18 protein-coding genes are annotated in these 25,533 nt (G+C 73.7%); 8 read left to right on the top strand and 10 right to left on the bottom strand.

Translation table 11 applies throughout. The features are described 5' to 3' along the window. Positions 1 to 2 precede the first annotated feature (2 nt). Positions 3 to 1,082: a trypsin-like serine peptidase gene (locus ACFCY7_RS15380; protein ID WP_376485000.1), complete on the top strand. Its 1,080-nt coding sequence runs from the start codon at positions 3 to 5 to the stop codon at positions 1,080 to 1,082. Here ACFCY7_RS15380 and ACFCY7_RS15375 read toward each other — a convergent pair. Then, a complete protein-coding gene (locus ACFCY7_RS15375; protein WP_376484998.1) occupies positions 1,079 to 1,768 on the bottom strand; it encodes a 1,4-alpha-glucan branching protein in 690 nt (229 codons plus the stop codon). The two genes, ACFCY7_RS15380 and ACFCY7_RS15375, sit on opposite strands and share 4 nt — an antisense overlap. A gap of 153 nt (positions 1,769 to 1,921) precedes the next feature. On the opposite strand from ACFCY7_RS15375, the gene ACFCY7_RS15370 reads away from it, so the two are divergent. From ACFCY7_RS15370 to ACFCY7_RS15360, 3 genes are all read left to right on the top strand, one after another. Beyond that, complete coding sequence (locus ACFCY7_RS15370; RefSeq protein ID WP_376484996.1) at positions 1,922 to 3,163, top strand: serine hydrolase domain-containing protein; 1,242 nt, start codon at positions 1,922 to 1,924, stop codon at positions 3,161 to 3,163. A 200-nt stretch (positions 3,164 to 3,363) separates the two neighbouring features. After that, a complete protein-coding gene (locus tag ACFCY7_RS15365) occupies positions 3,364 to 3,825 on the top strand; it encodes a GreA/GreB family elongation factor (RefSeq protein ID WP_376484993.1) in 462 nt (153 codons plus the stop codon). Positions 3,826 to 3,830: 5 nt separating this feature from the next. Continuing rightward, on the top strand, positions 3,831 to 4,700 hold the full coding sequence (locus ACFCY7_RS15360) for a hypothetical protein (protein WP_376484991.1): 870 nt from the start codon (positions 3,831 to 3,833) through the stop codon (positions 4,698 to 4,700). 24 nt (positions 4,701 to 4,724) lie between these two features. Here the strand turns inward: ACFCY7_RS15360 and ACFCY7_RS15355 are convergent, their stop codons facing one another. Genes ACFCY7_RS15355 through ACFCY7_RS15345 form a run of 3 tightly spaced genes read right to left on the bottom strand, consistent with a single transcriptional unit; the run spans position 4,725 to position 7,170 of the window. Continuing rightward, entirely contained in the window at positions 4,725 to 5,360 is a 636-nt protein-coding gene (locus tag ACFCY7_RS15355) for a DUF1345 domain-containing protein (protein ID WP_376484990.1), read from the bottom strand. A gap of 3 nt (positions 5,361 to 5,363) precedes the next feature. Then, positions 5,364 to 6,179, bottom strand: coding sequence for a family 1 encapsulin nanocompartment shell protein (locus tag ACFCY7_RS15350; RefSeq protein ID WP_376484988.1), 816 nt, complete (start codon positions 6,177 to 6,179; stop codon positions 5,364 to 5,366). Between the two features lie 4 nt (positions 6,180 to 6,183). Beyond that, entirely contained in the window at positions 6,184 to 7,170 is a 987-nt protein-coding gene (locus ACFCY7_RS15345; RefSeq protein WP_376484985.1) for a Dyp-type peroxidase, read from the bottom strand. 212 nt (positions 7,171 to 7,382) lie between these two features. Between ACFCY7_RS15345 and ACFCY7_RS15340 the strand changes: the two genes are divergently transcribed. Then, positions 7,383 to 9,713: an FdhF/YdeP family oxidoreductase gene (locus ACFCY7_RS15340; protein ID WP_376484983.1), complete on the top strand. Its 2,331-nt coding sequence runs from the start codon at positions 7,383 to 7,385 to the stop codon at positions 9,711 to 9,713. 31 nt (positions 9,714 to 9,744) lie between these two features. On the opposite strand, the gene ACFCY7_RS15335 is transcribed toward ACFCY7_RS15340, so the two are convergent. After that, on the bottom strand, positions 9,745 to 11,349 hold the full coding sequence (locus ACFCY7_RS15335; protein ID WP_376485047.1) for an FUSC family protein: 1,605 nt from the start codon (positions 11,347 to 11,349) through the stop codon (positions 9,745 to 9,747). A 131-nt stretch (positions 11,350 to 11,480) separates the two neighbouring features. After that, on the bottom strand, positions 11,481 to 14,024 hold the full coding sequence (locus ACFCY7_RS15330) for an ATP-dependent Clp protease ATP-binding subunit (RefSeq protein WP_376484981.1): 2,544 nt from the start codon (positions 14,022 to 14,024) through the stop codon (positions 11,481 to 11,483). Positions 14,025 to 14,164: 140 nt separating this feature from the next. Here ACFCY7_RS15330 and ACFCY7_RS15325 point away from each other — a divergent pair, with 140 nt between their 5' ends. Then, a complete protein-coding gene (locus ACFCY7_RS15325) occupies positions 14,165 to 15,460 on the top strand; it encodes a YhgE/Pip domain-containing protein (protein WP_376484979.1) in 1,296 nt (431 codons plus the stop codon). Between the two features lie 43 nt (positions 15,461 to 15,503). On the opposite strand, the gene recQ is transcribed toward ACFCY7_RS15325, so the two are convergent. Next, the gene (gene recQ, locus ACFCY7_RS15320; RefSeq protein ID WP_376484976.1) at positions 15,504 to 17,612 is read right to left on the bottom strand and encodes a DNA helicase RecQ; all 2,109 of its coding nucleotides are present in this window, start codon (positions 17,610 to 17,612) and stop codon (positions 15,504 to 15,506) included. A gap of 222 nt (positions 17,613 to 17,834) precedes the next feature. Between recQ and ACFCY7_RS15315 the strand changes: the two genes are divergently transcribed. After that, positions 17,835 to 18,086: an EF-hand domain-containing protein gene (locus ACFCY7_RS15315; RefSeq protein WP_376484973.1), complete on the top strand. Its 252-nt coding sequence runs from the start codon at positions 17,835 to 17,837 to the stop codon at positions 18,084 to 18,086. A 239-nt stretch (positions 18,087 to 18,325) separates the two neighbouring features. Here ACFCY7_RS15315 and ACFCY7_RS15310 read toward each other — a convergent pair whose 3' ends face one another. After that, on the bottom strand, positions 18,326 to 19,240 hold the full coding sequence (locus ACFCY7_RS15310; protein WP_376484970.1) for a kinase: 915 nt from the start codon (positions 19,238 to 19,240) through the stop codon (positions 18,326 to 18,328). A gap of 381 nt (positions 19,241 to 19,621) precedes the next feature. Continuing rightward, the gene (locus ACFCY7_RS15305) at positions 19,622 to 23,104 is read right to left on the bottom strand and encodes a BTAD domain-containing putative transcriptional regulator (protein ID WP_376484967.1); all 3,483 of its coding nucleotides are present in this window, start codon (positions 23,102 to 23,104) and stop codon (positions 19,622 to 19,624) included. Positions 23,105 to 23,246: 142 nt separating this feature from the next. On the opposite strand from ACFCY7_RS15305, the gene ACFCY7_RS15300 reads away from it, so the two are divergent. Next, a complete protein-coding gene (locus ACFCY7_RS15300) occupies positions 23,247 to 24,476 on the top strand; it encodes an alkene reductase (RefSeq protein WP_376484964.1) in 1,230 nt (409 codons plus the stop codon). Here ACFCY7_RS15300 and ACFCY7_RS15295 read toward each other — a convergent pair. Continuing rightward, positions 24,469 to 25,131, bottom strand: a complete 663-nt coding sequence (locus tag ACFCY7_RS15295) for a hypothetical protein (RefSeq protein WP_376484962.1) — start codon at positions 25,129 to 25,131, stop codon at positions 24,469 to 24,471. The genes ACFCY7_RS15300 and ACFCY7_RS15295 overlap by 8 nt on opposite strands. Positions 25,132 to 25,533: the final 402 nt, after the last annotated feature.

The following is a 25,533-nucleotide window of genomic DNA, read 5'->3' as shown; positions in this document are numbered from 1 at the left end:
GCATGCCGAACGGACCGCGGAACGTGTCACCGGTCGCGACGGCCACCGAGCAGATCTTCGGCGATCTGCAGGAAGTCGCGGCGCGCGTGCGCGCGGATCTGGAGGCGGAGATCGCCGAGTCCGCGCAGGAACTCCCCGCCGACGTGGCGCCGGCGGCGGAGATCTCCCGCTTCGCCCGTGAGGAGCGGGCCCGCGTCCTGGAGGCGGGGGTCAGCGGGCTGGAGAAGCTGGCCGCGCACCGCGAGGACGAGCTGGATCCGGACGAGTCGTTCGGTGTGGAAGCGATCGTCCTCCTGGAGGGCCGTCCCGCGATCCTGGTGCAGCGGCAGGACTTCGCCCCGCAGCGGGACGAGTGGTCGGTGCTCGACGGGCACCGGCCGGCGATCCGCGAGTCGCTGCTGCGGGTCGGCCGGGTCGAGGTGAGCGGGCACCCCCGGCTCGACTGGATCGGCACGGCGTTCCTCGTCGGCCCGCGCACGGTGATGACGAACCGTCATGTGGCGGTGGAGTTCAGCCGGTTCGAGGAGGACCGCGGCCGCTGGTCGTTCGAGTACGGCATGTCGGCGCGGGTCGACCCGGCGGAGGAGCTGCCCGTCGAGGGCGAGCCGCACGCGGCCTCGACCCCGTACGAGATCGTGGAGGTGCTCGGCGTCCATCCCGACGTCGACATGGCCCTGCTGCGGGTCGAGCCGTCGGCGGACGGCGCCCTGCCGACGCCGCTCGCGGTGGCGGCGGACGCCCCGGCGAGCGTGCCGGGGCGTCCGGTGTACGTGGTGGGGTACCCCGCCTGGGACGGCCGGCGCAACGAGCCCGAGTCGATGCGCCGGATCTTCATGGACGTCTACAACGTCAAGCGGCTCCAGCCCGGGGTCGCGACCGAGTGCACGCCGGGCGGCCTGGTGATGAAGCACGACTGCTCCACCCTCGGCGGCAACAGCGGCTCCCCGGTCTTCGACCTCTCCGACCACCGCGTCCTCGGCCTCCACTTCGGCGGCCGGTACCGCACGGGCAACCTCGCCGTCCCGCTGTGGGAGCTGGTGGACGACCCGCTGCTCACCGCGGCGGAGGTCAACTGGGTCTAGCCGGCGGCCCCTTCGACGGAGAGGACGTCGGTGTAGGAACCGCGGGCGGTGGTTCCGTCCGGGAGTCGCCATTCGGCGGTGACCCGGCCGGCGGCGGGGGTGGTGTCGGGGCCGGGGCGCAGCACGCGCCGTACGCGGAGGGTCAGTCCGGTGCCGGCGGGCGTGCCGGGGGTTCGTACGACGATGTCGGTGTGGTCGGGGCCGTCGGTGGCCCGGACCAGTTCGGCGGCGTCGGCGGCATCGGCGGAGGCGGCGGAAGCGGCGAGGGTGGCGGCGACGGTGGGGTCGGGGGTGTCGTCCACGGACTGGTGCTGGGCCTCGGCGCGTCCGGCGAGGAGGGCGTACAACTGGGCGACGAGGACGGGGTCGTGGGTGCCGTCGTAGATCCAGCGGGTGCCGAGGACGCCGTGTTCGGAGGTGCCGATGAGGGCGTGCTCGGCGCCTTCGAGCGGGGCTCCGCGGTAGGTCATGGGGACGAGGTGGACGACGGCGCCGTCCTCGGTCCCGTCGGTCACCGCCATGAACTCGATGCCGACCTCGCCCGCCGGGTCGTCGAGCCGGAAGCCGCCGGCCTTCGCCGGCCGCGGCCCGCCGTCGGTCGCGGTGTACCAGGCGCGGGTGGGCAGCCACTCGGTCAGCAGTTCCAGCTTGGTGGGCTGCATCGTCGTGTGGTGGATGACGGCCATCGTGTGCTTCTTCCTCTCGACCGGGAGCGCATGCCGGCCCTGAGGCCGGGCAGGCGCAACCTAACAGACGCGCTCCCGGGTCGGCGCGCGCGGCCGTCCCGGCCGACCTAGCCTGAAGGTGGAGTGTTGTCCCCGGCCGGCAGGAGGCCCGCCGTGAGGTACTCGCGCACACCACGGAGCCGCCGCGTCTACGCGGCGCTCGCGGCCCTGGGGGTCTTCGCCGCGCCGGTCGGTGCCGGCACCGCCTTCGCCGCCGAACCCCCGGTTCCCGCACCCGTCGTGGCCGGCGCCGTCCCGGCGGCCGAGTCCGACTTCCCGGAGCTGACGCCTGCCGTGGCCGCGCGGCTGGACCGGGCCGTCCGGGACGTGATGAAGGAGACCGGCGTGCCGGGGGTCTCGGTCGCCCTCTCCGCGCCCGGGAAGGGCACGTACATCCGCTCGTTCGGTGTCGCCGACAAGGCGACCGGGCAGGCGATGAACCCCGGCCTGTACATGCGGATCGGGAGCGAGACGAAGACGTTCACGGTGACGGCGTTGCTCGAACTGGTCGACCGGGGCAAGGCGGCCCTCGACGACCCGATCTCGAAGTACGTGGACGGCGTGCCGAACGGCGACCGGATCACCCTGCGCAACCTCGCGTCGATGCGCAGCGGCCTCTTCAACTACTCGGCGGACGAGGACTTCTACAAGGCGCTGACCTCGGACCCCTACCGGCCTTTCACCCCGCAGGAGTTGCTCGCCTACTCCTTCAAGCACCCGGTCTCGTTCCAGCCCGGCGCCGAGTTCGACTACTGCAACACGAACCTGATCCTGCTCGGGCTCGTCGTGGAGAAGGCCGGCGGCATGCCGCTGCACGAGTTCGTCCAGAAGAACGTCATCGAGCCGGCGGGGCTGCGGCACACGGTCTTCCCGACGGACGCCGCCTTCCCGAGTCCGCACGCCCACGGCTACACGGTGCAGACCGCCTCGGGGAAGCTGGAGGACTCCACCGACTGGAACCCGTCCTGGGGCTGGGCGGCGGGCGCGATGATCTCCGACCTCCAGGACATGCGGTCCTGGGCCAGGACGGTCGCCACCGGGACGCTGCTGACGCCGAAGACCCAGGCCGAGCGCCTCAAGACCTATCCGTCGGGCATCCCCGGCGCGGGCTACGGTCTCGGCATCTTCGACATCCAGGGCTGGATCGGCCACAACGGCTCCCTGCCCGGCTACGAGTCGCTCACCCTCTACCTGCCGGAGCCGCAGGCCACCCTGGTCGTCCTCCTCAACACGGACGTCCTCCACGACAACACCGAGCCCAGCACCCTCTTCGGGCAGGCGATCACCCGCATCGTGACCCCCGACCACGTGTTCGACATCCCGGTGACGGCTCCGCCGCCGAGCCCGAAGGGGTGACCGACCGTCGGGGAAGGCGGCACGCGAGTACCGGCACGCGAACCGGCGCGCAGGTGACGGCCCGCGGGCGCCGGGGGATCGCCCTGCCCGCGTCCCCGCCCCGGTGGGGCGATCCGCTGTTAGTCTCGAAATGTCTCGCAATGCCCTCTTTCGACACCCTCACCGGCACTTCTTCGTGCCGCAGCAGAACGGGAGCAGCAATGACCGGTGGACCCGAACCCCTCAGCGCCGCGGCTCGTGAGGCGCTCCGGCGGGAGCTCGCCGATCTGCGCACCGAGCGCGCGAGCGTGGCCGCCACCCTCGGCGGCCCCGACGACGAGGTGGGCGACCGGGCGGACCAGGCCGACGAGTTGCAGCGGGCGGACGAACTCGACCGGCTCGACGCCCGGATCGCCGAGATCGACGGGCGGCTCGCGGAAGGGGCCGCGGCCGGGACTCCCCCCACCGACGCCATCGGCGTCGGCAGTTCCGTGACGGTGCGCTTCTCGGACGGCACCGAGAGCGCCTTCCACATCGGCGAGCTCGCCGACGCCGACGACCCGGCCCTCGTGACGGCGGACAGCCCGCTCGGCCGCGCGCTCGTCGGCCACCGCACCGGCGACACCGTGACCTACGCGACGCCCGCGGGGCGGACCACGGCGGTCGTGCTCTCGCTCGGCTGACCGCAGTGCCGGACACCGCCACCGACAGCGAGGCCGGGAACCAGGCCAAGGAGGTCGACCGCAAGGGCGGTCCCGGGCACACCGTCCTGATGGCCCTGGCGCTCGCCCTGCCGATCACCAAGGTGACGTACACGGTCGGCGGCGGCGACGCGGTCGGCGACGTCCTCGTCGGCATGGAACCGGGCAACTGGCCCGACGTCGTGCTCGGCATGGTCATCACCGATCCGCTCCTCGGCTCCGTCCTCGGCGTCGTCGCCTCCCGGGTGGTGTTCGCGCTGTTCGCCGCGCGCGGCGCGATCCCGCCGGGCGGCGGTCTCGCCGGGGCGGCCCGGCGGGCGGCCCTCACCGTCGTCAACCCGGTCGCGGTGGGGGTCGTCGACGCCTGCTTCTTCGGGCCCTGGTGGGGGCTGGCCACCGGTCTCGCGGCGTACGCGCTGCGCAAGGGCGTGGTCGTGGAGTACCGCACCGGACGGCGCCGACCGCACCGCGGGCACGGGGACGCGCACCGGCGCCCGGGCGGCGACGGCAAGGACGGGAGGGACGGGACGGACAGCAGGGACGGGAGCGACGACTACCGGCCGCCGAAGTGGCTGCGCCGGGCGGCCTCCGTCGAGCAGTGGGCCGCGGGCTGCCTGGTCGTGGTCGCGCTGCCCCTGCTCGCCCTCGCCTCGGCCCTGAACGGGCAGTCCTGGACGACCGTCGTCACCTGCCGGGTCACCGGAGGCGGCGAGACCACGAGCGACCGCCTGATCGAGCTGGGCCGCGAGGGTGACGGCGTGGTGGGCTGGAACCTGGACGCCGAGGAGATCTCCAACGGTCTGGACTGCACGAGCGACGAGAGCCGCTACGTGCGCGAACCGTGGTGGCGGCGCTGACCGCAGGCCGCCGGAGCGGCCGGGTCAACCCGTGACGACGTTGGTCACCAGGTTGATCGTGGTGGCCAGGATGCTCGCGCCGAAGACGTACGACAGCAGGCAGTGCCGCAGGGCGACCGCGCGGATCCCGGTGCTGGACACGTTCGTGTCGGAGACCTGGTACGTCATGCCGAGGTTGTAGCTGAAGTAGAGGAAGTCGCTGTACCGCGGCGGGACCGGGGAGTTGAAGTCGATCCCGCCGCCGGGTTTCAGCGCGTAGTAGAGGTACGCGTACCGGGTGGCGTACGTCAGGTGGAGCGCCGCCCAGGCCATGAAGACCCCGCAGAGGGCGGTGGCCGCCGCCGCGTGGCTCAGTGCCGACCGGCCGACGACCAGCATCACGACGATGCCGACGAGGCCGCAGACCGCGGCCCCGACGACGGCGAGCTCCTCGACGACGGGCCGGAACTCCTCCCGCCGGACGTTGCGGTGGGTGGTGGTGGCGTCCATGGGCCACAGGACGAGCCAGCCCGTGACGACGAAGACGGTCTCCGCCACCGCGATGCCGGCGAGCACGCCGAGCGGGGCGCGGGTCGGCCAGGCGACGACCGCGCCGGCCGCGGCCCCGACGAGCGCCGATCCGGCGAGCCGGGACACCGCGCCGGCGAGGAGGCGGTTCACCGCTCAGGCCTCCAGGACGACCACGGCCTCGTCCGTGTACGTCAGGAAGGTCAGCGTCTCGTGGAAGTACAGGTGGACGCTGTTCTCGTCGTGCCCCGAGTAGCCGATCGCCACGTCCTGGCCGAGGAGGAGCTCGAAGTCGCCGCCGCGGGTCGACAGCACGAAGCCGCCGCTGAGGGCGGGCGCCCAGATCGGGGAGCCGTCCAGCATCCGGCCGAGGTGCGCCGCGATCGGGTAGCCGTGGTCGGAGGTCTCGCTGACCGCCCGGTACTGGTCGGCGCCGAGGAGCAGCGCGTACGGTCCGTCGACGCCCGCGAGGCGCAGCGAGGTCAGGGCCCGGCTGACCGCGTCCGGGTAGTCGCTCGGCTCCTGGGGCAGCCTGACCACCGGGTTGGAGCTCCGGGCGCGCAGTCCGTCGACGCCGGCGGCCCCGTACCCGTCGAAGATGGCCCGGTCCTCGACGAAGGCCATGGTCCTGGCCGCGTCCTTGACGGGTTGCCAGTCGGAGTCCTTGGAGCCGCGCTCGACGTCGTCCACGGCGGCCCGGTCGACGGTGAACGGCACCCTGAGCTCGACGAGCGGCTTCGCCTCGCGCAGCCGTGCGGTGACGCCCGGGGCGGGCGGTTCCATCGCGGTGAGGTGCCCGGTGCCGACGGCGGCGAGCCGGGGTCCCGCCGCGTCGGGGACGTCGACGACGCGGCGGCCGGCGACGTGGCGCCGGAAGGTGCGGCGGGCCTCCTCCTCGATCTCGGCCCAGGCGGCGGGGGTGATCGGGGCGAGTTCGCGGTGCAGGTTGTTCGTGACGTCGGGGGTCGTCATGGGCTCAGGCTCCTTTCAGACCGCCGATGCCCAGGGAGTCCCCGGGGACGGCGGCGGCGGCCGGCGGCGCGGCGGGAAGGTCGTCGAGGAGGTCGGCGCTCGGTACGAAGAAGAGGCCGCCGGTCACGGCGCGGGAGAAGTCGAGGATGCGGTCCGTGTTGCCCGGGGGATCGCCCAGGAACATGTTGCGCAGCATGCGTTCGGTGACGGCGGGCGTCCGCGCGTACCCGATGAAGTAGGTGCCGAACTCGCCGGCGCCGACCTGTCCGAACGGCATGTTGTCGCGGAGGATCTGCTGCTGGACGCCGTCCTCGTCGACGATCGTGTTGAGGGCGACGTGCGAGTTCGCGGGCTTCACCTCGTCGGGGAGTTCGACGTTGGACGCCTTGCCCCGTCCGACGACGTTCCCCTGCTCCTCGTCGGTGAGCGCGTCCCACGCGGCCATGTCGTGCACGTACTTCTGCACGATGACGTAACTGCCGCCCCGGAAGTCCGGGTCCTCGTCGCCGATGTGGACCGCGTCGAGGGCGGTGGCGCCCGTCGGGTTCTCGCTGCCGTCGACGAATCCCAGCAGGTCGCGCTGGTCGAAGTAGGTGAAGCCGTGCACCTCGTCGACGACGGTCACCGCGGCGCCGAGCCCGTCCACGATCAGCCGGGCCAGCTCGAAGCAGAGGTCCATGCGGCGGGCGCGCAGGTGGAAGAGGAGGTCGCCGGGGGTGGCGGGGGCCAGGTGGCGGGGCCCGCGCAGGGGCACGAAGGGGTGCAGCTCGCGGGGGCGCGGCCCGCCGACGAGCCGGTCCCAGCAGCCCGAGCCGATGCCGGTGATGCAGGTGAGGCGGTCGTCGGGGGCGCGGAACGCCACGGAACGCGTCAGGCCCGTCAGGTCCCGGAGCACCTCCCGCACGGCGGGCTCGCCGCCGGGGTTGACGGTGACCACCAGGAACACGGCCGCGCGCGGCGGCGACGCCACGACGGGCTGGGGTACGACCATGGCGCTCCCGCGGAGAGGACCGGCTCCTCCGAAAAAGGACCGGAAAACGGAGGAAAGGGACAGCGTCAGCGTAGGGGGGCATGATCCGGTACGCAGCCCGGCGGAACGGTCCGGCACCGAGTGGCAGGCGGGAAACACCCGGCATAGCCTGCCCAGAGGGGTCCCCGTGTCCCACCGTGCCCACGCTTCCGCTGGGCGAGAGGGTGAAGCCCGTGAGTACCGACCAGGACAAGAACACCGCCCAGGACGGGCAGGAGCCCCTGGAACACCGGGTGGGACCCGCACCCGACGGCGAGCCGCGGTTCGAGCCGTACCACCACCCCGCCGCCGGCTGGGGCGCCGCCAAGAGCGTGACGAACTTCCTCCTGCGCGAGAAGGCGCTGGTGGACGGCCCGCGGGCGATCATGCGGATGAACCACGAGAACACCGGTTTCGACTGCCCCGGCTGCGCGTGGCCCGACGACACCAAGGGCCTGCACCTGGACATCTGCGAGAACGGCATCAAGCACGTCACCTGGGAGATGACCGGCAAGCGGGTCGGGCGCGACTTCTTCGCCGCCCACTCGGTGACCGAACTGGCCGGGTGGAGCGACTACGACCTGGAGGACCAGGGCCGGCTGACCGAACCGATGGTCTACGACCCCGCGTCCGACCACTACGTGCCGATCAGCTGGAAGGACGCCTTCGAGGTCGTCGGCCGTGCGCTGCGCGACCTCGACGACCCGAACCAGGCGTCGTTCTACACCTCCGGCCGGCTGGGCAACGAGGCCACGTTCCTCTACCAGCTGATGGCCCGCGAACTGGGCACGAACAACCTGCCCGACTGCTCCAACATGTGCCACGAGGCCAGCGGCCGCGCCCTCCAGGCGTCCCTGGGCACCGGAAAGGGCACCGTCGACCTCGCGGACTGGCAGACGGCCGACGCGCTGTTCGTCTTCGGGGTCAACGCCGCCTCCAACGCGCCCCGCATGCTCACCGCACTCGCCGAGGCGTACCACCGCGGCGCCGCCGTCGTGCACGTCAACCCGCTGGTGGAGGCGGCGGCGACCCGCACCATCGTCCCGCACGACTTCACGGACATGGCCCTGTTCAAGTCGACCAGGACCAGCACCCTGAACCTCCAGCCCCGCATCGGCGGCGACATGGCGCTGGTGCGCGGCATGGCCAAGGCGATCCTGGAGCAGTCCGCGACCGACCCCAAGGCCCTCGACCGGGAGTTCATCGAACGCCACACCACCGGGTTCGAGGCGTACCGCGCCCTGTGCGAGGCCACGCCGTGGGACGAGCTGGAGAAGCAGTCCGGGCTGCCCCGCGCCGACATCCTCCAGGCCGCGCGGGTGTACGGCGAGGCCGACCGCTCCATCGTCAGCTGGTGCCTGGGCATCACCCAGCACGAGCACGGCGTCGACACCGTCCGCGAGATCGTCAACCTGCTGCTGCTCCGCGGCAACCTCGGCCGGGAGGGCGCGGGCCCCTCCCCCGTCCGCGGCCACAGCAACGTCCAGGGCAACCGCACCTGCGGCATCGACCACCGCCCGAGCGACGCCTTCCTCGACCGCCTCGCCGAGGTCTGCGAGATCGATCCGCCGCGCGCGCACGGCCTGGACACCGTCCGCACCATCGAGGCGATGGGCCGCGGCGAGATCAAGGTCTTCGTCGGCATGGGCGGCAACTTCGCCCTCGCCGCGCCCGACACCCCGGTCACGTACGCGGCCCTGCGGAACTGCGACCTCACCGTGCAGGTGAGCACCAAGCTGAACCGCAGCCACATCGTCCACGGCGCCGGGGCCCTCATCCTCCCCTGCCTCGGCCGCACGGAGAAGGACCACCAGCGCAAGGGAGTCCAGAGCACCTCCGTCGAGGACTCGATGAGCATGGTCCACCTGTCGGTCGGCATGAAGCGCCCCGCCTCGCCCCACCTGCTCTCCGAGCCGGCCGTCATCGCCGGGATGGCGCGCGCCGCGCTGCCCGACAGCGCCACGCCGTGGGAGTGGTACATCGAGGACTACGACCGCATCCGCGACACCATGGCCAGGGCCCTCGACGGCTTCGAGGACTTCAACCGCCGGGTGCGGCTGCCCCTCGGCTTCCGCATCAAGCAGCCCGCCAGGGAGCTCGTCTTCCTCACGCCCTCGGGACGCGCCGAGTTCTCCGCCGCCGAGCTCCCCGACGTCGTTCCCCCGCCCGGCACCCTGGCCCTGGGCACCATGCGCTCCCACGACCAGTGGAACACCACCATCTACTCCGACAACGACCGCTACCGGGGCATCAGGAACCTGCGCACGCTGGTCTTCATGAACCGGGCCGACATGCGGGAACGCGGGATCGCCGACCTCGGCCCCGTCGACATCACGAGCACCGCGAAGGACGGCAGCCGGCGGTCCCTGCGCGGCTACCTCGCCATCCCGTACGACATCCCGCGAGGCTGCGCCGCCGGCTACATGCCGGAGATGAACGTGCTGTGCGCGCTGGTCGACTACAGCACCCAGAGCGACCAGCCGATCATGAAGCACGTCAAGGTGACGATCGTCCCCGCCGGCTGACGGTGGCGGGGCGGCGCCGACCGGAGGGCGTTCACCGCCACCGGAGGAACCGCTCCAGGAGGAGGTACGCGCGCCGTTCCGCGGCGGCGAGTTCGGTGGGGTCGACCTCCGCCTGCCAGAGCTCGCCCGCCGCGGCGTCGTCGGCCTCGCGCAGTTCCACCACGGCGGCCGCGAGGTCCGCCTGCGTGGCCGGGAACGAGCCCACCGCGCGCTCGTCCAGGGCTCGTTCGGCCCGGTCGGACGCCGCCGCGCAGGCGACGAGCGCGTGTTCCGCCCGGACGGCGGCGCGGTCGTGGACCACCAGGAGCGCGCAGCCCAGCGCGATGCCGACCCCGAGGACGCTGCCCAGGGCGCGGTCCTCGACGAGGGTCCCCACCGAGGCGGGCGCGGCGAGGTCCGAGAGCAGCAGGGCGAGCGGCGTGAGGAAGACGACGCCGAGCCCGTAGTTGCGGGCCACGACGTACTCGAGCAGGAACTCCAGCAGCACGATCACCAGGACGAGCGCCGTCTGCCCCGGGTGCGCGGCGAGCACGCCGACGGCGATCAGCAGGCCCGCGACCGTGCCCAGGGTGCGCTGCACGGCCCGCTGCGCCGCCGTGCGCACGTTGATCGAGTGCAGGACCGCGGCGGCGGAGATCGCCGCCCAGTAGCCGTGGCCGAGCCCCAGGAGGAGGGCCGTCCCGCCCGCGAGCCCGGTGCCGAGGGTCATCCGCAGGGCGGGCACGAAAAGGACCGCGGCGCGGCTGTGGTGCCGTCCCGTCACCAGTTCGGCGGCGCGCAGTTCGGCGGCCTCCCGGCTGCCGGGGCCGGGCGGCACCGGGAGGCGGCCCGGGGCCGGCCCGGCGGGGGCGAGCGCCGCCAGGTCGGGCAGCACGTCCGGAAGGCGGCGCCAGCGGCTCACCAGCAGCCGGGCCTGCCGGCGCAGCGGCCCCGCCAGGGCGGCGGGGTCGTCCGGGGGCCTGCCGGGCGCCCCGATGAGGAGCGACCAGCACAGATCCGTGAGCCGGAGGCAGGTGCCGTCCCGGTCGCCCCGCTCGGCGGCGGACGGCGGCGGACGGCCCAGCGTCCGGTACGCCTGGAGGACGGCGGCGGTCGCCCGGTGCCGTACGAGCCCGCCGCCCCCGCCCGCGCCCGTCGCCTCCCACAGGTCGGCGAGCTCCCGGAGCGCGGCGGCCACCGCGAGCCGCTGCGGCCGGTCCGGATGCGTGAACCGGCCGGCCATGGCGAGGACCCAGGCGACGGCGGCGCCGGTGGCGGCCAGGGCGGTCTGCGGAAGGACGTCGGCGGGAGCGGAGTCGCCGTTGGCGGCCACGGCGAAGGAGAACAGCAGCAGGACGGCGCCGAGGCCGCGCAGCCCCGCCGCGTCGCAGGCGAACTTGGCGGCGCCCGCCACCACCGCCGTGGCGCCCACCACCAGCGCGGCGCCCGCTCCGCCGTCCCTCGGGTGCGCCCACGCGGCGAGCGCGGTGCCGAGGCCGACGCACGCCGTCATGGCCACGGCGACGACCGCGAGGACACGGGCCCGGCGCGCGTAGGGCAGGTTGCGGCCGAACGTGGTGGTGAACGAGCCCAGCATGGCGTAGACGGCCTGGTCGGCGCGGCCCGCGAGGGCCATCGGCACGGCGGGCACCGCCATGGCGACGGCCGCGCGGACGGCGAACGACAGGGCGCCGTCGACGCTCTGCAGCGCCAGCGCGCCCCGGGGGGACAGGGCACGCCCCGCGGCCCGCCACCGACCGGCAGGCACGCCCGGATCGTTCCGGCCGCTCAGGCGTCGGCCGCCGCCGCGGACGGGTCGTCCGCGGCGGTCCCGGCGCCGGGTTCCGGCTTGCGGACGGTGCAGTGCAGCGAGTCGTCCACGACGTCGGCGACGAGGGTGTCACCGGGATCGGCCTCGCCGCCGAGGAGCAGCGAGGCGACCCGGTTGTCGAGCTCGGTCTGGATGGTGCGCCGCAGCGGGCGGGCGCCGAACGCCGGCTGGTAGCCGTGGGCGACGAGCAGCTTCTTCGCGGCCTCGGTGACCTCCAGGGTCATGCCCTGGGCGTGGACGCGGTGCTTGCTGCGGTCCAGGAGGTGGTCGACGATCTCGGACAGGTCGTCCTCGGTGAGGCTGTGGAAGACGATGATGTCGTCGATGCGGTTGAGGAACTCGGGCAGGAAGCGTTCGCGCAGGTCCACCATCAGTTCGTCCTTGAGCTCGGCCGCGTCGCCCTCGTGGGCGAGGATGCGGTGCGCGCCGATGTTGGACGTCATGATGACGACGCAGTGGCGGAAGTCGACCGTGCGGCCCTGGCCGTCGGTGAGGCGCCCGTCGTCGAGGATCTGGAGCAGCGTGTTGAAGACGTCCGGGTGCCCCTTCTCCACCTCGTCGAAGAGCACCACGCTGTACGGCTGGCGCCTGACCTTCTCGGTGAGCTGGCCGGCCTCCTCGTAGCCGACGTATCCGGGCGGCGCTCCGACGAGCCGGGCGACGGTGTGCTTCTCCTGGAACTCGCTCATGTCGAACCGGATCATGCGGTCCTCGTCGCCGAACAGCAGGTCGGCGAGGGTCTTGGCGAGTTCGGTCTTGCCGACGCCGGTGGGGCCGAGGAAGAGGAAGGAGCCGACCGGGCGGTTCGGGTCGCCCATGCCGGCGCGGTTGCGGCGCACGGCTTCGGAGACCGCGGTGACCGCCTCGTCCTGGCCGACGATCCTGGCGTGCATCTCCTCCTCCAGCTTGAGGAGCTTCTCCTTCTCGCTGGCGGTGAGCTGGGAGACGGGGATGCCCGTGCGCCGGGAGACGATGTCGGCGATGTCGGCGGCCGTCACCGAGACGACGCCCTCGCGGCGCTCCTCGATGCCGGCGAGCTCGCCCTCCACCTCGGCGATCTCGCGCTTCAGGTCGGACGCCTTCTCGAACTCCTCGCCGGCGACGGCCTGGTCCTTCTCGCGCCGCAGCTTGGCGAGGCGGTCCTCCCGGCTGATCACCTCGGTGGAGCGTCCGGTGCTGCGGAGCCGTACGCGGGCGCCGGCCTGGTCCATGAGGTCGATGGCCTTGTCGGGCAGGAAGCGGTCGCTGATGTAGCGGTCGGAGAGCTCCGCGGCGGCCGCGAGGGCTCCGTCGGCGAAACGGACCTGGTGGTGGGCCTCGTACGCGTCCCGCAGTCCTTCGAGGATCTGGACGGTCTCCTCGACCGTCGGCTCCGGGATCAGCACGGGCTGGAAGCGGCGTTCGAGGGCGGCGTCCTTCTCGATGTGCTTGCGGTACTCGTCGATGGTGGTCGCCCCCACCAGCTGGAGCTCGCCGCGCGCGAGGGCGGGCTTGAGCATGTTGCCCGCGTCCATGGCGCCCTCGCCCGTCGCGCCCGCGCCGACGACGGTGTGCAGTTCGTCGATGAAGAGGATGATCTCGCCGCTCGCGTTCTGGACGTCCTCGATGACCTTCTTCAGGCGCTCCTCGAACTGTCCGCGGTACTGCGCGCCGGCCACCATGCCGGACAGGTCCAGGGAGACGACCCGCTTGCCCTTGAGGGTCGCGGGCACCTCGTCCGCGACGATGCGCTGGGCGAGGCCCTCCACGATGGCGGTCTTCCCGACGCCGGGCTCGCCGATGAGCACCGGGTTGTTCTTGGAGCGGCGGGAGAGGATCTCGATGGTCTGCTCGATCTCCTCGGCCCGTCCGACGACGGGGTCGAGCTTCCCCGCCTTCGCCTCCTCGGTGAGGTCCCTGCCGAACTCGTCGAGGCTCGTCGCCGGCGGCTGCTGCCTCGCCGCGGCGGGGGCGCCGCCGTCCCCGCGGCCCGGCTGGTCCGTGAGCCCGCGCAGCTTCTGCACGTCCACGTCGTCCGCGCGGAGCAGCCGGGTGGCGCCGGAGTCGGCGTCCTCCAGGAGGGCGCCGAGGATGTGCTCGGGGCCGATGTACGACACCCCGGCGGCCTGCGAGCGGCCGTAGGCGGCGGCGAGGGTGCGCTTCGCCGCCGGGGTGAGACCGGGCTCGGCCGACGGCTCGCCGGACTCCCTCGGAAGCACCTGGTCGAGCTGGGAGGCGAGCGCGTCGGGGTCCACGCCGACCTGGGACAGCAGTCTGCGGGCGGGGGCGACCTGGGTGGCCGCCCACAGCAGGTGCTCCGTGTCGAGGTCGGTCGTGCCGTCCTTCACCGCCTTGCGGGCGGCCGTGTTGAGGAGTTCGTGCGACGACTCCGTCAGCAGCCTCCCGATGGGGACGCGCTGCACCGCCGGGGGCGACGACGCCGGTGACATGCCGAAGAACCGGTTCAGCATGTCGCTGAACGGATCGGACGAGCCAAAGGGGGAACCGAACGCCATCGACATGTCTGCTCCTGGGACGCGTGGGGGTCGCTCCCACTGAAACGCGGGCGCTCCCGGTCCGCAAACGGAATGCCCGACACACCCGCCCCGCCCGAATCGTCCGCATTCCCGGCTCCGAGGGCGCGCCGGTCGACGATGGCACCATGACCTCCCCGAACACCCCCGACCCCTCGCAGCCCACGGACGCGCCGGGACCCCAGGTCCGTGCGGGGCGCCTGCTCCGGAACCCCCGGCTGTGGCTCGTACCGGCGGTCCTCAGCGCCCTGGTCGCCCTGCTGCTGTCGCTCCTCTACACGGGTGGCATCCTCAACCCGTCCGAGAACCTGCACCGGCTGCCCGTCGCCCTCGTCGACGAGGACCGGGGCAGCCCGCTGCCGGGACAGCGGGAGAACCTGGGGCAGCAGATCAGCGACGCGATCGTCTCGACCTCCCGGGGCAAGGACTCCGTGGAGTGGCACCTGCTCGGCCGCGAGGAAGCGCAGGACGCGCTCGCCTCGGGGAAGGTCTTCGGCGCGCTGGTCGTCCCCCCGGACTTCACCGCGACCGTCGCGGCCCTGACCACGAACCGGGCGACGGTACGGCCGACGCTCACCGTGCTCACCAACCCCGGCCTCGGCAGCCTCGGGTCGTCCCTGACGGCCCAGATCAACCAGAACGCCGCCCACCAGGCGTCCCTGACCATCGGCAAGCAGCTCTCGGCCACCTCCACCGTGCCCACGACCCGGCTGCTCCTGGCCGACCCGGTCGCCGTCGTCACCCGCCCCGGGCACCCCATCGGTGATCACAGCGGCCTGGGCCTGACCGCCTTCTACTACACCCTGCTGCTCGTCCTCAGCGGCTTCATCGGGGGAAACCTCGTCAACACCGGCGTCGACACCGCCCTCGGCTACGCGGACAGCGAGCTCGGCCCCTGGCACACGCGCCGGCCGACCGTGCCCGTCAACCGCACCCAGACCCTCGTCCTGAAGATGGCGATGACGGCCGGGATCGCGCTCCTGACCACGACGCTCGTCATGCTGGCGACGATCGGGCTCCTCGGCATGGACGCCTCGCACCTGCCGATGCTGTGGGTCTTCTCCTACTGCGCGACGGTCGCCGTCGGCCTCGGCGTCCAGGCCATCAACGCCGCCTTCGGGGGCATCGGCCAGCTCGTCTCGATGTTCGTCTTCATCGCCCTGGCCCTCCCCTCCTCCGGCGCGACCATCCCGCTGGAGGCCACGCCCGGCTTCTACCGCTTCCTCGGCGTCTTCGAGCCGATGCACCAGCTCGGCGCCGGCGTCCGGGCCATCCTCTACTTCGACGCGCAGGCCGACGCCGGCCTGGCCCGGGGCTGGATCATGATCGCGATCGGTACGGCCGCCGCCCTGCTCTTCGGCTTCGGCATGACCCGCTACTACGACCGCAGGGGCCTCGCCCGCCTCACCCCGCAGCCCGTCTGAGCGCCCGGCCCCGGCCGGCTCCCGGCCGGGGCGCACGTGCCCACTACTCCCATTCGTCCCAGGGCGGCTCGGTCTCGTCGTCGGAGAAGAGCGGCGGCTCGTCGTCGTACGGCGCGGACGACCGCGCCACCGGGCCGGAAGGCGCGGAGGAGCCGGCCGACAGGGTCGGCGCGGTCGGCGCGGAGACGGGACCGGCGGCGGGCGCCTGAGCGGGAACGCCGTGGGCGGAGGCGGAGGCGTGGGTGGGGGCGGGGGCGGCCTGAGCGGGCGCCGTCACGTCGGCCACCGGAACGGCGGCCGGGGCCTCGCACTCCGCCAGGGTGGCGAGGACGCCGTCGGCGTACTTGGCGAGCTTCGCCTCGCCCACGCCGCCGACGGTGCCGAGCTCCTCGACCGTGCCCGGGAAGACGGTCGCGATCTCGCGGAGGGTCGCGTCGTGGAAGACGACGTACGCCGGGACGCCCTGCTCGCGCGCGGTCGCGGCCCGCCAGGCGCGGAGGGCCTCGAAGACCGGAACGGCCGCGGCCGGCAGGTCGACGGGCACGCGGGCGCTCTTGCCCGAGCGCGCCCCGGACTCCTTCCGGGACGGCGCGGCGGCCTTCTCCTTGCGCAGGGCGACGGTCCGGCGACCGCCGAGCACCTCGCCGCTGAGCTCGGTCAGGACGAGCGTGCCGTAGTCGCCCTCCACCGCGAGCAGCCCCTGCGCGAGGAGCTGGCGCACGACGCCGCGCCACTCCGCGGTGCCGAGGTCGGAGCCGACACCGAAGACCGACAGCCCGTCGTGGTCGAACTGGATGACCTTCGCGGTCTTCTTGCCCTGGAGGATGTCGATGATCTGGCCGGCGCCGAACTTCTGGCGCCGCTCCTTGGCCAGCCGCCAGATCGTGGACAGCAGCTTCTGGGCCGCGACCGTCCCGTCCCAGGACTCGGCCGGCGTCAGGCAGGTGTCGCAGTTGCCGCACGGCTCGCCGGACTGCCCGAAGTACGCGAGGAGCCGGACCCGGCGGCAGTCGACCGTCTCGCAGAGCGCGAGCATGGCGTCCAGGTGCATGCCGAGCGCCCGGCGGTGCGCCTCGTCGCCCTCGGAGCCGTCGATGAGCTTGCGCTGCTGGACCACGTCCTGGAGGCCGTACGCCAGCCACGCCGTCGCCGGTTCCCCGTCACGGCCCGCACGGCCGGTCTCCTGGTAGTAGCCCTCGACGGACTTCGGCAGGTCGAGGTGGGCGACGAACCGCACGTCCGGCTTGTCGATGCCCATGCCGAAGGCGATCGTCGCGACCACGACGACGCCGTCCTCCCGCAGGAAGCGGGCCTGGTTGGCCGCCCGCGCACGGGCGTCCATGCCCGCGTGGTACGGCACCGCGTCGATGCCGTGCTCCACGAGGGCGGCCGCGGTCTTCTCCACCGACGAGCGCGAGAGGCAGTAGACGACCCCGGCGTCCCCGTCGTGCTCGGTCCTGATCAGTTCGAGCAGCTGCTTGAGCGGGTTGTTCTTGGGGACGATGCGGTACTGGATGTTGGGCCGGTCGAAGCCCGCGACGAAGTGCCGGGCCTCCTCCAGGCCGAGCCGCGCCGCGATCTCGGCGTGGGTGGCCTCCGTCGCCGTCGCGGTCAGCGCGATCCGCGGCACCTTCGGCCAGCGCTCGTGCAGCATGGACAGGGCGAGGTAGTCGGGCCGGAAGTCGTGGCCCCACTGGGCGACGCAGTGCGCCTCGTCGATCGCGAAGAGCGACACCGTGCCCCGGTCGAGCAGCCGCTGGGTGCCCTCGGTCCGCAGCCGCTCGGGGGCGAGGTAGAGCAGGTCGAGCTCGCCGGCGAGGAAGGCCTGCTCGACGGCCTGCCGCTCGTACGGGTCCTGCGTCGAGTTGAGGAAGCCGGCCCGCACCCCGAGCGCCCTGAGCGCGTCCACCTGGTCCTGCATCAGCGCGATGAGCGGCGAGATCACCACACCCGTGCCGTCTCTGACCAGGGCCGGGATCTGGTAGCAGAGGGACTTGCCGCCGCCGGTCGGCATCAGGACGAGCGCGTCGCCGCCGCCGACGACCTGCTCGATGATCTCCTGCTGCTCACCCCGGAAGGAGCTGTAACCGAAGACACGGTGAAGGACCCGCGCGGCGTCGGAGATCTCGGTGGATGCGTCGGAAAGGACCATCCCCGAAGCCTAGCCGCCCCCGCCGACACCCCGGGCCCGTCCGCCGCGACCTGTGGACAACCTCGGCCGCCCCGCCGGACCGCCCCGCGGACGACGGGATCCGCAGGCAACTCCGCGGGCGGGTCCCACGTCTTCCCTTACGACACGCGTCGGCCGATCCGACGCCCGCGGACCACGTACGACCCGGGGAACGCGACCAGTGGACAGCGGACAGGACACACGATGAGCGACAAGGCCCGGACCCTCTTCGACGCGCTCGACCTCGACCAGGACGGCACGCTGACACGCGCCGAGGTCATCAGCGCCCTGCGTGCCAAGGGCCCCACCCTCGCCGCGCGGGGAGTGATCCCGGCATGGGGCGTCGGGGACGACGACGCCTCGTCGGCCCTGTTCGACGAGGCGGACCTCAACGGCGACCGCGTCCTCACCTTCGAGGAATTCACCGCCCTGGTGGACCGCCGCTTCGGCTGGTGACGTCCCCTCCCGCCCCGTAACCCTCCGCCCAGGAGTGGGTCGGAACGGCTCTCCGTGGACGGTCGGCCGGCGGCGCGCTGCCGCTCGGTGGCGTCCGGCACGGTCGTGTCGAGCCCGGTGCCCCGGGTGTCGGAGCCCCTGAGCAGCCGCAGGTCGAGGGGACGGATCAGCCTTGTTCGGGGGCGTCCGCCACCGGGGCGTGCAGCTCGACGGAGCCCGCGAGTGTGGCCGTTGTCATGTCAGTCACCCGTCGTGAAGATCCACTGCTCGTGGATGCCGATGTCGTGCAGCAGCTGCTTGCCGTGTTCGGCGCGGGCCTCGACGTCGGGGTCGTCGCGGTCGTACAGGAGCCCCGCGATGTCGCCGCTGTGCGCGGTCTGGATGCCGAGGGCGCCGGTCTCCCGCGCGACGGCGCGCAGGCCGTCGAGGCGGGGGATGGCCAGGTGGCGCTGGTTGATGTCGGTGCTGGCGGAGGCGACCGCCCCGATGAGGGCGACGTCCTTGGTGTGGATGGCCTCGCGGAGCATCACCTGGAGCTCGGCGAAGAGGTCGAGTTCCGCGGTGTCATACTCGGCGGGCGGAAAGGCCAGGGTGTCGATGCCCCCGCCCTCGTTCTCGGGCCGCGAGCCGAAGCCGAGCACCCGCACCGCCGGCATGCGGTGGCCGAAGTCCTCGATGACCTCGCCCTCGCGCTGGGCGAAGAGCACCGAGCTCTCGTCGAACATCAGGGAGTCGGACGCCGTCTCCGCCCGTACGGCGATCCGCGCGATCTCCTCGGGGAGCAGCGGGCGGACCAGGGCGTCCAGTACGGCCCGCACCGCGGCGAGCACGTCGCTCGTGGAGGAGCCGAAGCCGCGGCGGAGCGGGACGTCGCCGGTGAGTTCGAGTCGCCCGCCGACGGGTCCCTCGCCCGGCGGGACGCAGGCCTCGACGGTGAGCCGTGCGGCGCGTCCGGCCTTGGTCTTCCAGGCCGGGGAGACGGTGAGTTCCCCGCCCCGCACCGGGATGAACGACGCACGCGTCGTGTGGACGGCGCAGGGCAGGGTGACCAGGCCCCGGGTCAGCCGGCCCTGGTGCGGAAAGACGCCCTGGAGGATTTCGCCGTGATGTATCGGGGCCGAGGCGACGCCGACCCGCCAACCGGAATGATCCACTGTGTCCTTGACTTCCTCTGGGGCCGGACGCACCACTCACAAGGCCTGGCCGATCGTGCGGACAGCCCCGACGCCGAGCAGCACGGCTGCGCGGCCCGGCTGATCAGGCGGCAGTATGCGGGCAGTTCGGCGGCGCGGTAAAGGCCGGGGCCCAGGCGGCCGGTACGGGGCGCGCACGCGCAGGGGTCCGTACGACGGTGGATCCGCCGCACGGGCCCCGCGTCGTGTACGGCCCCCAGGCCTCGGCGCCCGAGAGGGGCGCCGGGGTGCCGGGGTGCCGGTGACGTCGAAGAACTCGGCGTCGCCGCCGAACCCGGCGTCGGGCACGTACTGGTAGCGCATCCGCGCGTCGTCGAGGGTGGCCGCCACGACGGCCGGGGGTCAGGACCCGGCGGCCTCGCGCACGGCTTCCGCGAGCGGCAGGGTGGCGCCCTTGTGGAACGCGGCCTCGTACGAGGAGGCGCCGAGGCCCGCCCGTACGGCCGCGGCGATGCGGTCCACGTCGGCCCGTTCGGCGTCGGGGAGCGGGGAGCCGGCGCCGCGGCGGGCGGTGTCCGCCGCGCCGAGGAGGAGCGCGGCCCGGGTGAGGTCGGAGGTGTCGCCGGGGATCGCGGCGGCACCGGCGGTTCCTTCGAAGGAGAGCGCGAGGGCGCGCGGGTCGGCCAGTTCCCGGGCGAAGGCGAGGGCGCGCGCCTGGTATGCGGCGGCCCGGTCGGCCTGGCCCCGGAGTTCGGCGGTGAAGCCGAGCTCGACGTGGATCAGGTGCTTCCCGGCGGTCGACGACGGGTACGCGTCGCGCATCGTCCGCAGGTGGTGCTCGGCGGCGTCGAGGTCGCCCGACCGGCGGGAGCCGAGGGCGAGTCCCATGAGGGCGAACACCTCGCCGAACATGTGGCCCTGGTCGGCCGCCGCGCGCCGGGCGCGCTCGTGGAGGACGCGGGCCTTCTCCCACGCGCCGTCCAGGAGTGCGAGGCGGCCCAGGCCGGCGAGCCGTGCGGACGCCTCGGCGGGCAGGCCGAGCCCTTCGGCGAGCCGCAGCCCTTCGGTCTGCCGTGCGGTGGCGGAGGCGTAGTCGCCTTCGATCTCGGCGAGTGCGGCGAGCACGGGCACGGTCTGCAACTCGCCCCAGCCGTCGCCGAGTTCACGGAATGCCCGGGCCGCGCCGACACCCTCGTCGCGCGCGGTGGCCAGGTCTCCGGCGGCGAACGCGGTGTGCGCGCGCAGCGCCCGGGCGGCGGCGACACCCCACGGATCGCCGGCTTCGGAGAACCGTGCGAGGGCACGCGCGTTGACGTCCCCCGCCGCCGCCGGTTCACCCGCGTGGTGGAGGCTGTACGCGAACAGCCACAGCGCGCGGCCACGGCGTACGGGATCGGCGATCTCCGCTTCGGGGCAGTCCGTGTCGGGCACACGCCCTCCGGTCATCATGACGAACGCCCCGTGCAGGACGCGGAGTTCTGCCGCCCGGTCGCCGGGAACGGCTTCCAGGACGGCGGCGAGCGTCCGACGGGCCTCGTGCAGACGGCCTCGCAGCAGCCACCAGGGGCACAGGGCGGTGGCCAGTCGCTCGGCGCTCCCGGTGTCGCCGGTACGGAGGGCGTGGTCGAGGGCCGCGCGCGCGTTGGGGGACTCGGCGTCCAGCCGGGCGAGCCAGGCCCGCTGCCCGCCGCCGCGCAGGTGCGGTTCGGCTCGCTCGGCGACGTCGAGGTGGTACCGGACGTGACGCGCCGACGCGCTCTCCCACTCCCGCGCTTCGTGCAGCCGGTCGCGGGCGTAGACGGCGACCGATTCGAGCAGGCGGTAGCGCGGCCCGGCGGCGGTGGCGACCGTCATGACGAGGGACCGGTCGACCAGGCGGCCCACCAGGTCCAGGACGTCCTCCCGGGCGATGCCGTCGCCCGCGCAGACCGTCTCCGCCGCCTCGAGCGCGCAGCTTCCGGCCGGGACGGCCAGCCTGCGCAGCACGGCCCGCTCGTCCGGTTCCAGCAGGTCCCAGCTCCAGTCGATGACCGCCCGCAGGGTCTGCTGCCGGGCCGGCAGCCCCCGCTGCCCCGACGCGAGCAGCCGGAACCGGTCACCGAGCCGCGCCGCCAACTCCCGTACTCCCACGGCTCGCACCCGCGTGGCGGCGAGCTCCAGGGCGAGGGGAAGGCCGTCGAGTCGGCGGCAGATCTCCGCGATGGCGTCCCGGGTGCTTCCGGGACCGCGGCCGACTCCGACCCCGTGGCCGACCCCGCCGCCGTCAGCCTCTCCGTACTCGTACTCGCCCTGCTCCTCGTCTTCGTCCTCGGGCGTGAAGCCCGGCGCCGCCGCCACCGCCCGTTCCGTGAAGAGCCGGGCGGCGGCAGCGGGGTCGAGGGGGTCGACCGCGTACACCGCCTCGCCGGGCAGTCGCAGCGACTCCCGGCTCGTCGCGAGGACGCGCAGCCCCGGCGCGCCGTGCAGCAAGGACGCGACCAACTCGGCGGTCGGTTCGATCACGTGCTCGCAGTTGTCGAGGACGAGCAGGGCCTCGCGGTCCCTCAGGGCGGCGAGCAGCGCCTCCGACGGGCCGGCCGCGCCGCGCCCGGGCGACGCGGAGTCGCGGACGCCGAGCGCAGCGGCCACCGCCTGGACGAGATCGGCGGTCCCCGCCGTCTCCGCCGGCAGCCCGGCGAACTCGACCAGCCACACGCCGTCGGGTGTCCCGCCGTCCGGATCACGGGAGAGCCGCTCGGCGACCTCCAGGGCGAGCCGGGTCTTCCCCACCCCGCCCGGCCCCGTGAGCGTGACCAGCCGCCCGGCCCCGACGAGCCGCCCGACCGCCTCCAGGGCCGCCCCGCGCCCGATCAGCGCCGTCGCCGGAACAGGCAGGCGAGGACGGCGCGAGCCGCCCTCGTACGGGTCCGGGGCAATCGGGTCGGAGACGTGGGAGTCCGGGACGGACACGGACACGGGCGCGGGCGCGTGTACGAGTGCGGGTGCAGGTGCGGCTGCGGCTGCGGCTGCGGGCGGGGGTACGAGTACGGATGCGGACCCGGCCCCGGCCCCGGGTGCGGCTACGGACGCGGACCCGGCTGCGGGTGCGGACGCCGACTGGAGTGCGGGGGGCGGCAGGAGTGCGGGCGTCGGCTCGGGTGCGGCGGACGGGGTGAGTCCGGCGTCCTGGCGCAGGATCGCTTCGTAGAGGGAGGCGAGTCGGGGGCTCGGGTCGAGGCCGAGTTCGTCGGCGAGGAAGGTGCGGAGTTCGGTGTACGCGGCGACCGCCTCGCTCTGGCGTCCGGCGCCGTACAGGGCGCGGATGCGCACGGCCCGCAGGCGCTCGCGGAGCGGGTGGTCGGCGACGAGCGCGGCCGTCTCGCCGAGCAGGGAGGGGTCTCCGAACTCCAGCCGCGCCTCGGCCTGTTCCTCGATGACGGCGAGGCGTTCCTCGGACAGGCGCTGGGCCGACGGGCGGGCGAACTCCTCGTCGGCGAAGTCCGCGTACGCGGGCCCCCGCCACAGGTCGAGGGCCTCCGCGAACAGGGCTGCCCGGGCGCGTGGTTCGGCGGCGAGGCGGGCCCGGGCCGCGAGCGTGCGGAAGCGGTCGGCGTCGACCTCGGCCGTCCCGTCGTCGAGGCGCAGCCGGTAGCCGGCCGGCTGGTGGGAGACCCGGTCGCGGCCGATGGCCCTGCGCAGCTGGGAGACCTTGGCCTGGAGCGCGTTGGCGGGGTTGCCCGGGACGGCGTCGCCCCAGATGTCGTGGACGAGCCGGTCCGTCGGCACCGGGCGGCCCTCGTGCGCGAGGAGGTCGGCGAGGAGGGCCCGCACCTTGGTCTCGGGCACCCGCACCGGGTCGCCGCCGGCATCCCACACCGCGACCGGACCGAGCACCCCGAACCTCATGGCAGGAACCCTACACACTCATGATCATCCGGCTTTCGGCGGACCGTCAGCGAACCGTCAGCGATCCCGAAGCGGCCTGCGCGACCTTTGGTCCAGCGGGGCTCGCCGGCCCCGACGGGAACAAGGACGAGGGAGCACGACCATGAGCACGACCACGATCACGACTACGACTGCCACCGAGATCACGCCCGCCGACGCCGGCACCCTCACCACGGCCACCACGCTCACGACGGCCGGCACGCCCACGACCGCGCCCGTGTCCACGAGCGGCACGGCCCCCTCGGGCCACGAGGCCTCCCCGCTGTTCCGGCCCGCCCGGCTCGGCGCGCTGCGCCTGAAGAACCGGCTGGTCATGGCCCCGATGACACGGAACCGTGCGAGCGCGACGGGGGTGCCGGAGCCGATCATGGCCACGTACTACGCCCAGCGCGCCTCGGCCGGACTGATCATCGCGGAGGCGGCGACGCCGAACGCGGTGGGGGCCACGTACCCCAACATCCCCGCGATCTACGACGACGCGCACGTGGCCGGGTGGCGACGGGTCACCGAGGCGGTGCGGGACGCCGGCGGGCAGATGTTCCTCCAGTTGCAGCACGGCGGGAGGGTCGGGCACCCCGAGACGAGCGGGCACCACCCGCTGGCCCCGTCGCCGGTGCCGCTCCCCGACACGGTGTTCACGCCCTCGGGACACCGGGAGGCAGTGGTGCCTCAGGAAATGACGGAAGCTCAGATCGCGGCCACCGTGGCCGACTTCGCCGCCGCGGCGCGCCGGGCCGTGGACGCGGGGTTCGCGGGGGTCGAGGTGCACTCCGCCAACGGCTACCTGCTGCACCAGTTCCTGTCCGGCGCCACCAACCGGCGTACCGACGGATACGGCGGTTCCGTCGCGCACCGCATCCGCTTCACGGTGGAGGTCGTCCGCGCGGTCGCCGACGCGATCGGCCCCGAGCGGGTGGGGGTACGCATCGCCCCCGGCGTCACCGCCAACGGCATGTCGGAGGACGACGTCGACGCCGTCTACCCGGCGCTTCTGGACGCACTGCGCGACCTGGGCCTCGCGTACCTGCACGTCGTGTTCGCCGATCCCGACCAGCCGCTCTTCCACACGCTCCGCGCCGCCTGGCCGGGCACGCTCATCGCGAACCCGGCCCTGCCCTGGCCCGGCCCCCTGCCCGCCGACGGCGGGCGAGGCGCCGGCGAGCGGCTCCTCGCGGCCGGCGCCGACCTGGTCTCCCTCGGCCGTTCCTTCCTGGCCAATCCCGACCTGGTCGCCCGGATGCGGGCCGGCGCCCCCCTCAACCCGATCCGCGACGCCCACCTGATGTACGTGGGCGGCGAGACCGGCTACACCGACTACCCGACGCTCACCTGAAGCGCCCCTGCCGGGTCGGCGGCTGCACCCGCTTGAGGTGGGCCCGCCACGGGCCGTCCGCCATCTCGAACTGCACCACGAGCGGGCCCTCGGGCAGCGGAACGGTCTCGCGGCGCTTGCCGATCTCGTTGACGACGTTCTCGTCCTCGGGCAGCTCGGTGTGGTCGTCGTGCCCGTGGAGTTCGAAGACGTTGACGATGAGGTTCTCGTCACCGCGGTAGTGGATGGCCAGGTCGGCCACGCCCCCCGTGTGCAACAGCACCTCGGGACCGCGGAAGTCCGTCTCCTCCTCGGTCAGCCGCCGGGCCGCCGCCAGCGGCGACACCTCCAGCCGCCACGGCCCCTCCGCCTCCACCTTCAGCCGCAGGGTCCCGTTCTTGGGGACCTTGGCGAGCACCCGGCCCCGGAAGTCCTCCTCCGTACTGTTGACGAGGAAGTCCTTCTCCTTGTTGCGCCAGTTGAGGACCGACATCCCCGTGTACCCGTCGCCCTCGACGTCCAGCTGGACGACGACCGGCCCCGGCGGCAGCCCGTCGACCGTGATCACGTCGTTGTCCCGGCCGATCTGCGTGTACGGCTCGAACACCGGCCCGTACGACCACCACCCCGGCCCTGCCGCGGCGGCGGGCGCCGCCACGGGCGGCACCTGCGTCACCGGCGGCGCCTGCGGCGTCGGGGCTCCGAAACCGGGTGCCTGCGGGGCGCCGTAGCTCGGGGTCTGCGGGGCTCCGTAACCCGGAGCCTGCGGGGCCCCGTAACCCGGGGTCTGCGGGGCCCCGAAGTCCTTCGTCAGCGGCGGCCCGAAGCCCGGCGCGGGCGCGGGGGCCGGAGCCGGCGGGGGCGCGGGGGCCGGAGCCGGCGGGGGCGCGAAACTCGGCGCGGGCGCCGGGGCCGGGGCAGGCGCCGGTACCGGGGCAGGCGTCGGTGCCGGGGCAGGCGTCGGTGCCGGTGCGGGGGCAGGTGCCGGTGCCGGTGCGGGGGCAGGTGCCGGAGCCTGCGGGGTCGGCGCCGCCCCGGGGGTCGGTCCCGAAGGAACGCCCGGCGTCGACGTGGCGCC

This window comes from Streptomyces sp. NPDC056361 (assembly GCF_042262805.1).
In the GTDB taxonomy this organism is placed as follows: Bacteria; Actinomycetota; Actinomycetes; order Streptomycetales; family Streptomycetaceae; genus Streptomyces.
This window is presented reverse-complemented; position numbering and strand designations above follow the sequence as displayed.

What these genes read in the sequence shown, in the direction of transcription:
- ACFCY7_RS15345 (WP_376484985.1), bottom strand. Translation starts at nt 7,170, where the DNA reads ATGGTCGTACCCCAGCCCGTCGTGGCGTCGCCGCCGCGCGCGGCCGTG.
- ACFCY7_RS15305 (WP_376484967.1), bottom strand. Translation starts at nt 23,104, where the DNA reads ATGAGGTTCGGGGTGCTCGGTCCGGTCGCGGTGTGGGATGCCGGCGGC.
- ACFCY7_RS15330 (WP_376484981.1), bottom strand. Translation starts at nt 14,024, where the DNA reads ATGTCGATGGCGTTCGGTTCCCCCTTTGGCTCGTCCGATCCGTTCAGC.
- ACFCY7_RS15300 (WP_376484964.1), top strand. Translation starts at nt 23,247, where the DNA reads ATGAGCACGACCACGATCACGACTACGACTGCCACCGAGATCACGCCC.
- ACFCY7_RS15375 (WP_376484998.1), bottom strand. Translation starts at nt 1,768, where the DNA reads ATGGCCGTCATCCACCACACGACGATGCAGCCCACCAAGCTGGAACTG.
- ACFCY7_RS15315 (WP_376484973.1), top strand. Translation starts at nt 17,835, where the DNA reads ATGAGCGACAAGGCCCGGACCCTCTTCGACGCGCTCGACCTCGACCAG.
- ACFCY7_RS15335 (WP_376485047.1), bottom strand. Translation starts at nt 11,349, where the DNA reads ATGGCGGTGCCCGCCGTGCCGATGGCCCTCGCGGGCCGCGCCGACCAG.
- ACFCY7_RS15380 (WP_376485000.1), top strand. Translation starts at nt 3, where the DNA reads ATGCCGAACGGACCGCGGAACGTGTCACCGGTCGCGACGGCCACCGAG.
- ACFCY7_RS15350 (WP_376484988.1), bottom strand. Translation starts at nt 6,179, where the DNA reads ATGACGACCCCCGACGTCACGAACAACCTGCACCGCGAACTCGCCCCG.
- ACFCY7_RS15325 (WP_376484979.1), top strand. Translation starts at nt 14,165, where the DNA reads ATGACCTCCCCGAACACCCCCGACCCCTCGCAGCCCACGGACGCGCCG.
- recQ (WP_376484976.1), bottom strand. Translation starts at nt 17,612, where the DNA reads ATGGTCCTTTCCGACGCATCCACCGAGATCTCCGACGCCGCGCGGGTC.
- ACFCY7_RS15365 (WP_376484993.1), top strand. Translation starts at nt 3,364, where the DNA reads ATGACCGGTGGACCCGAACCCCTCAGCGCCGCGGCTCGTGAGGCGCTC.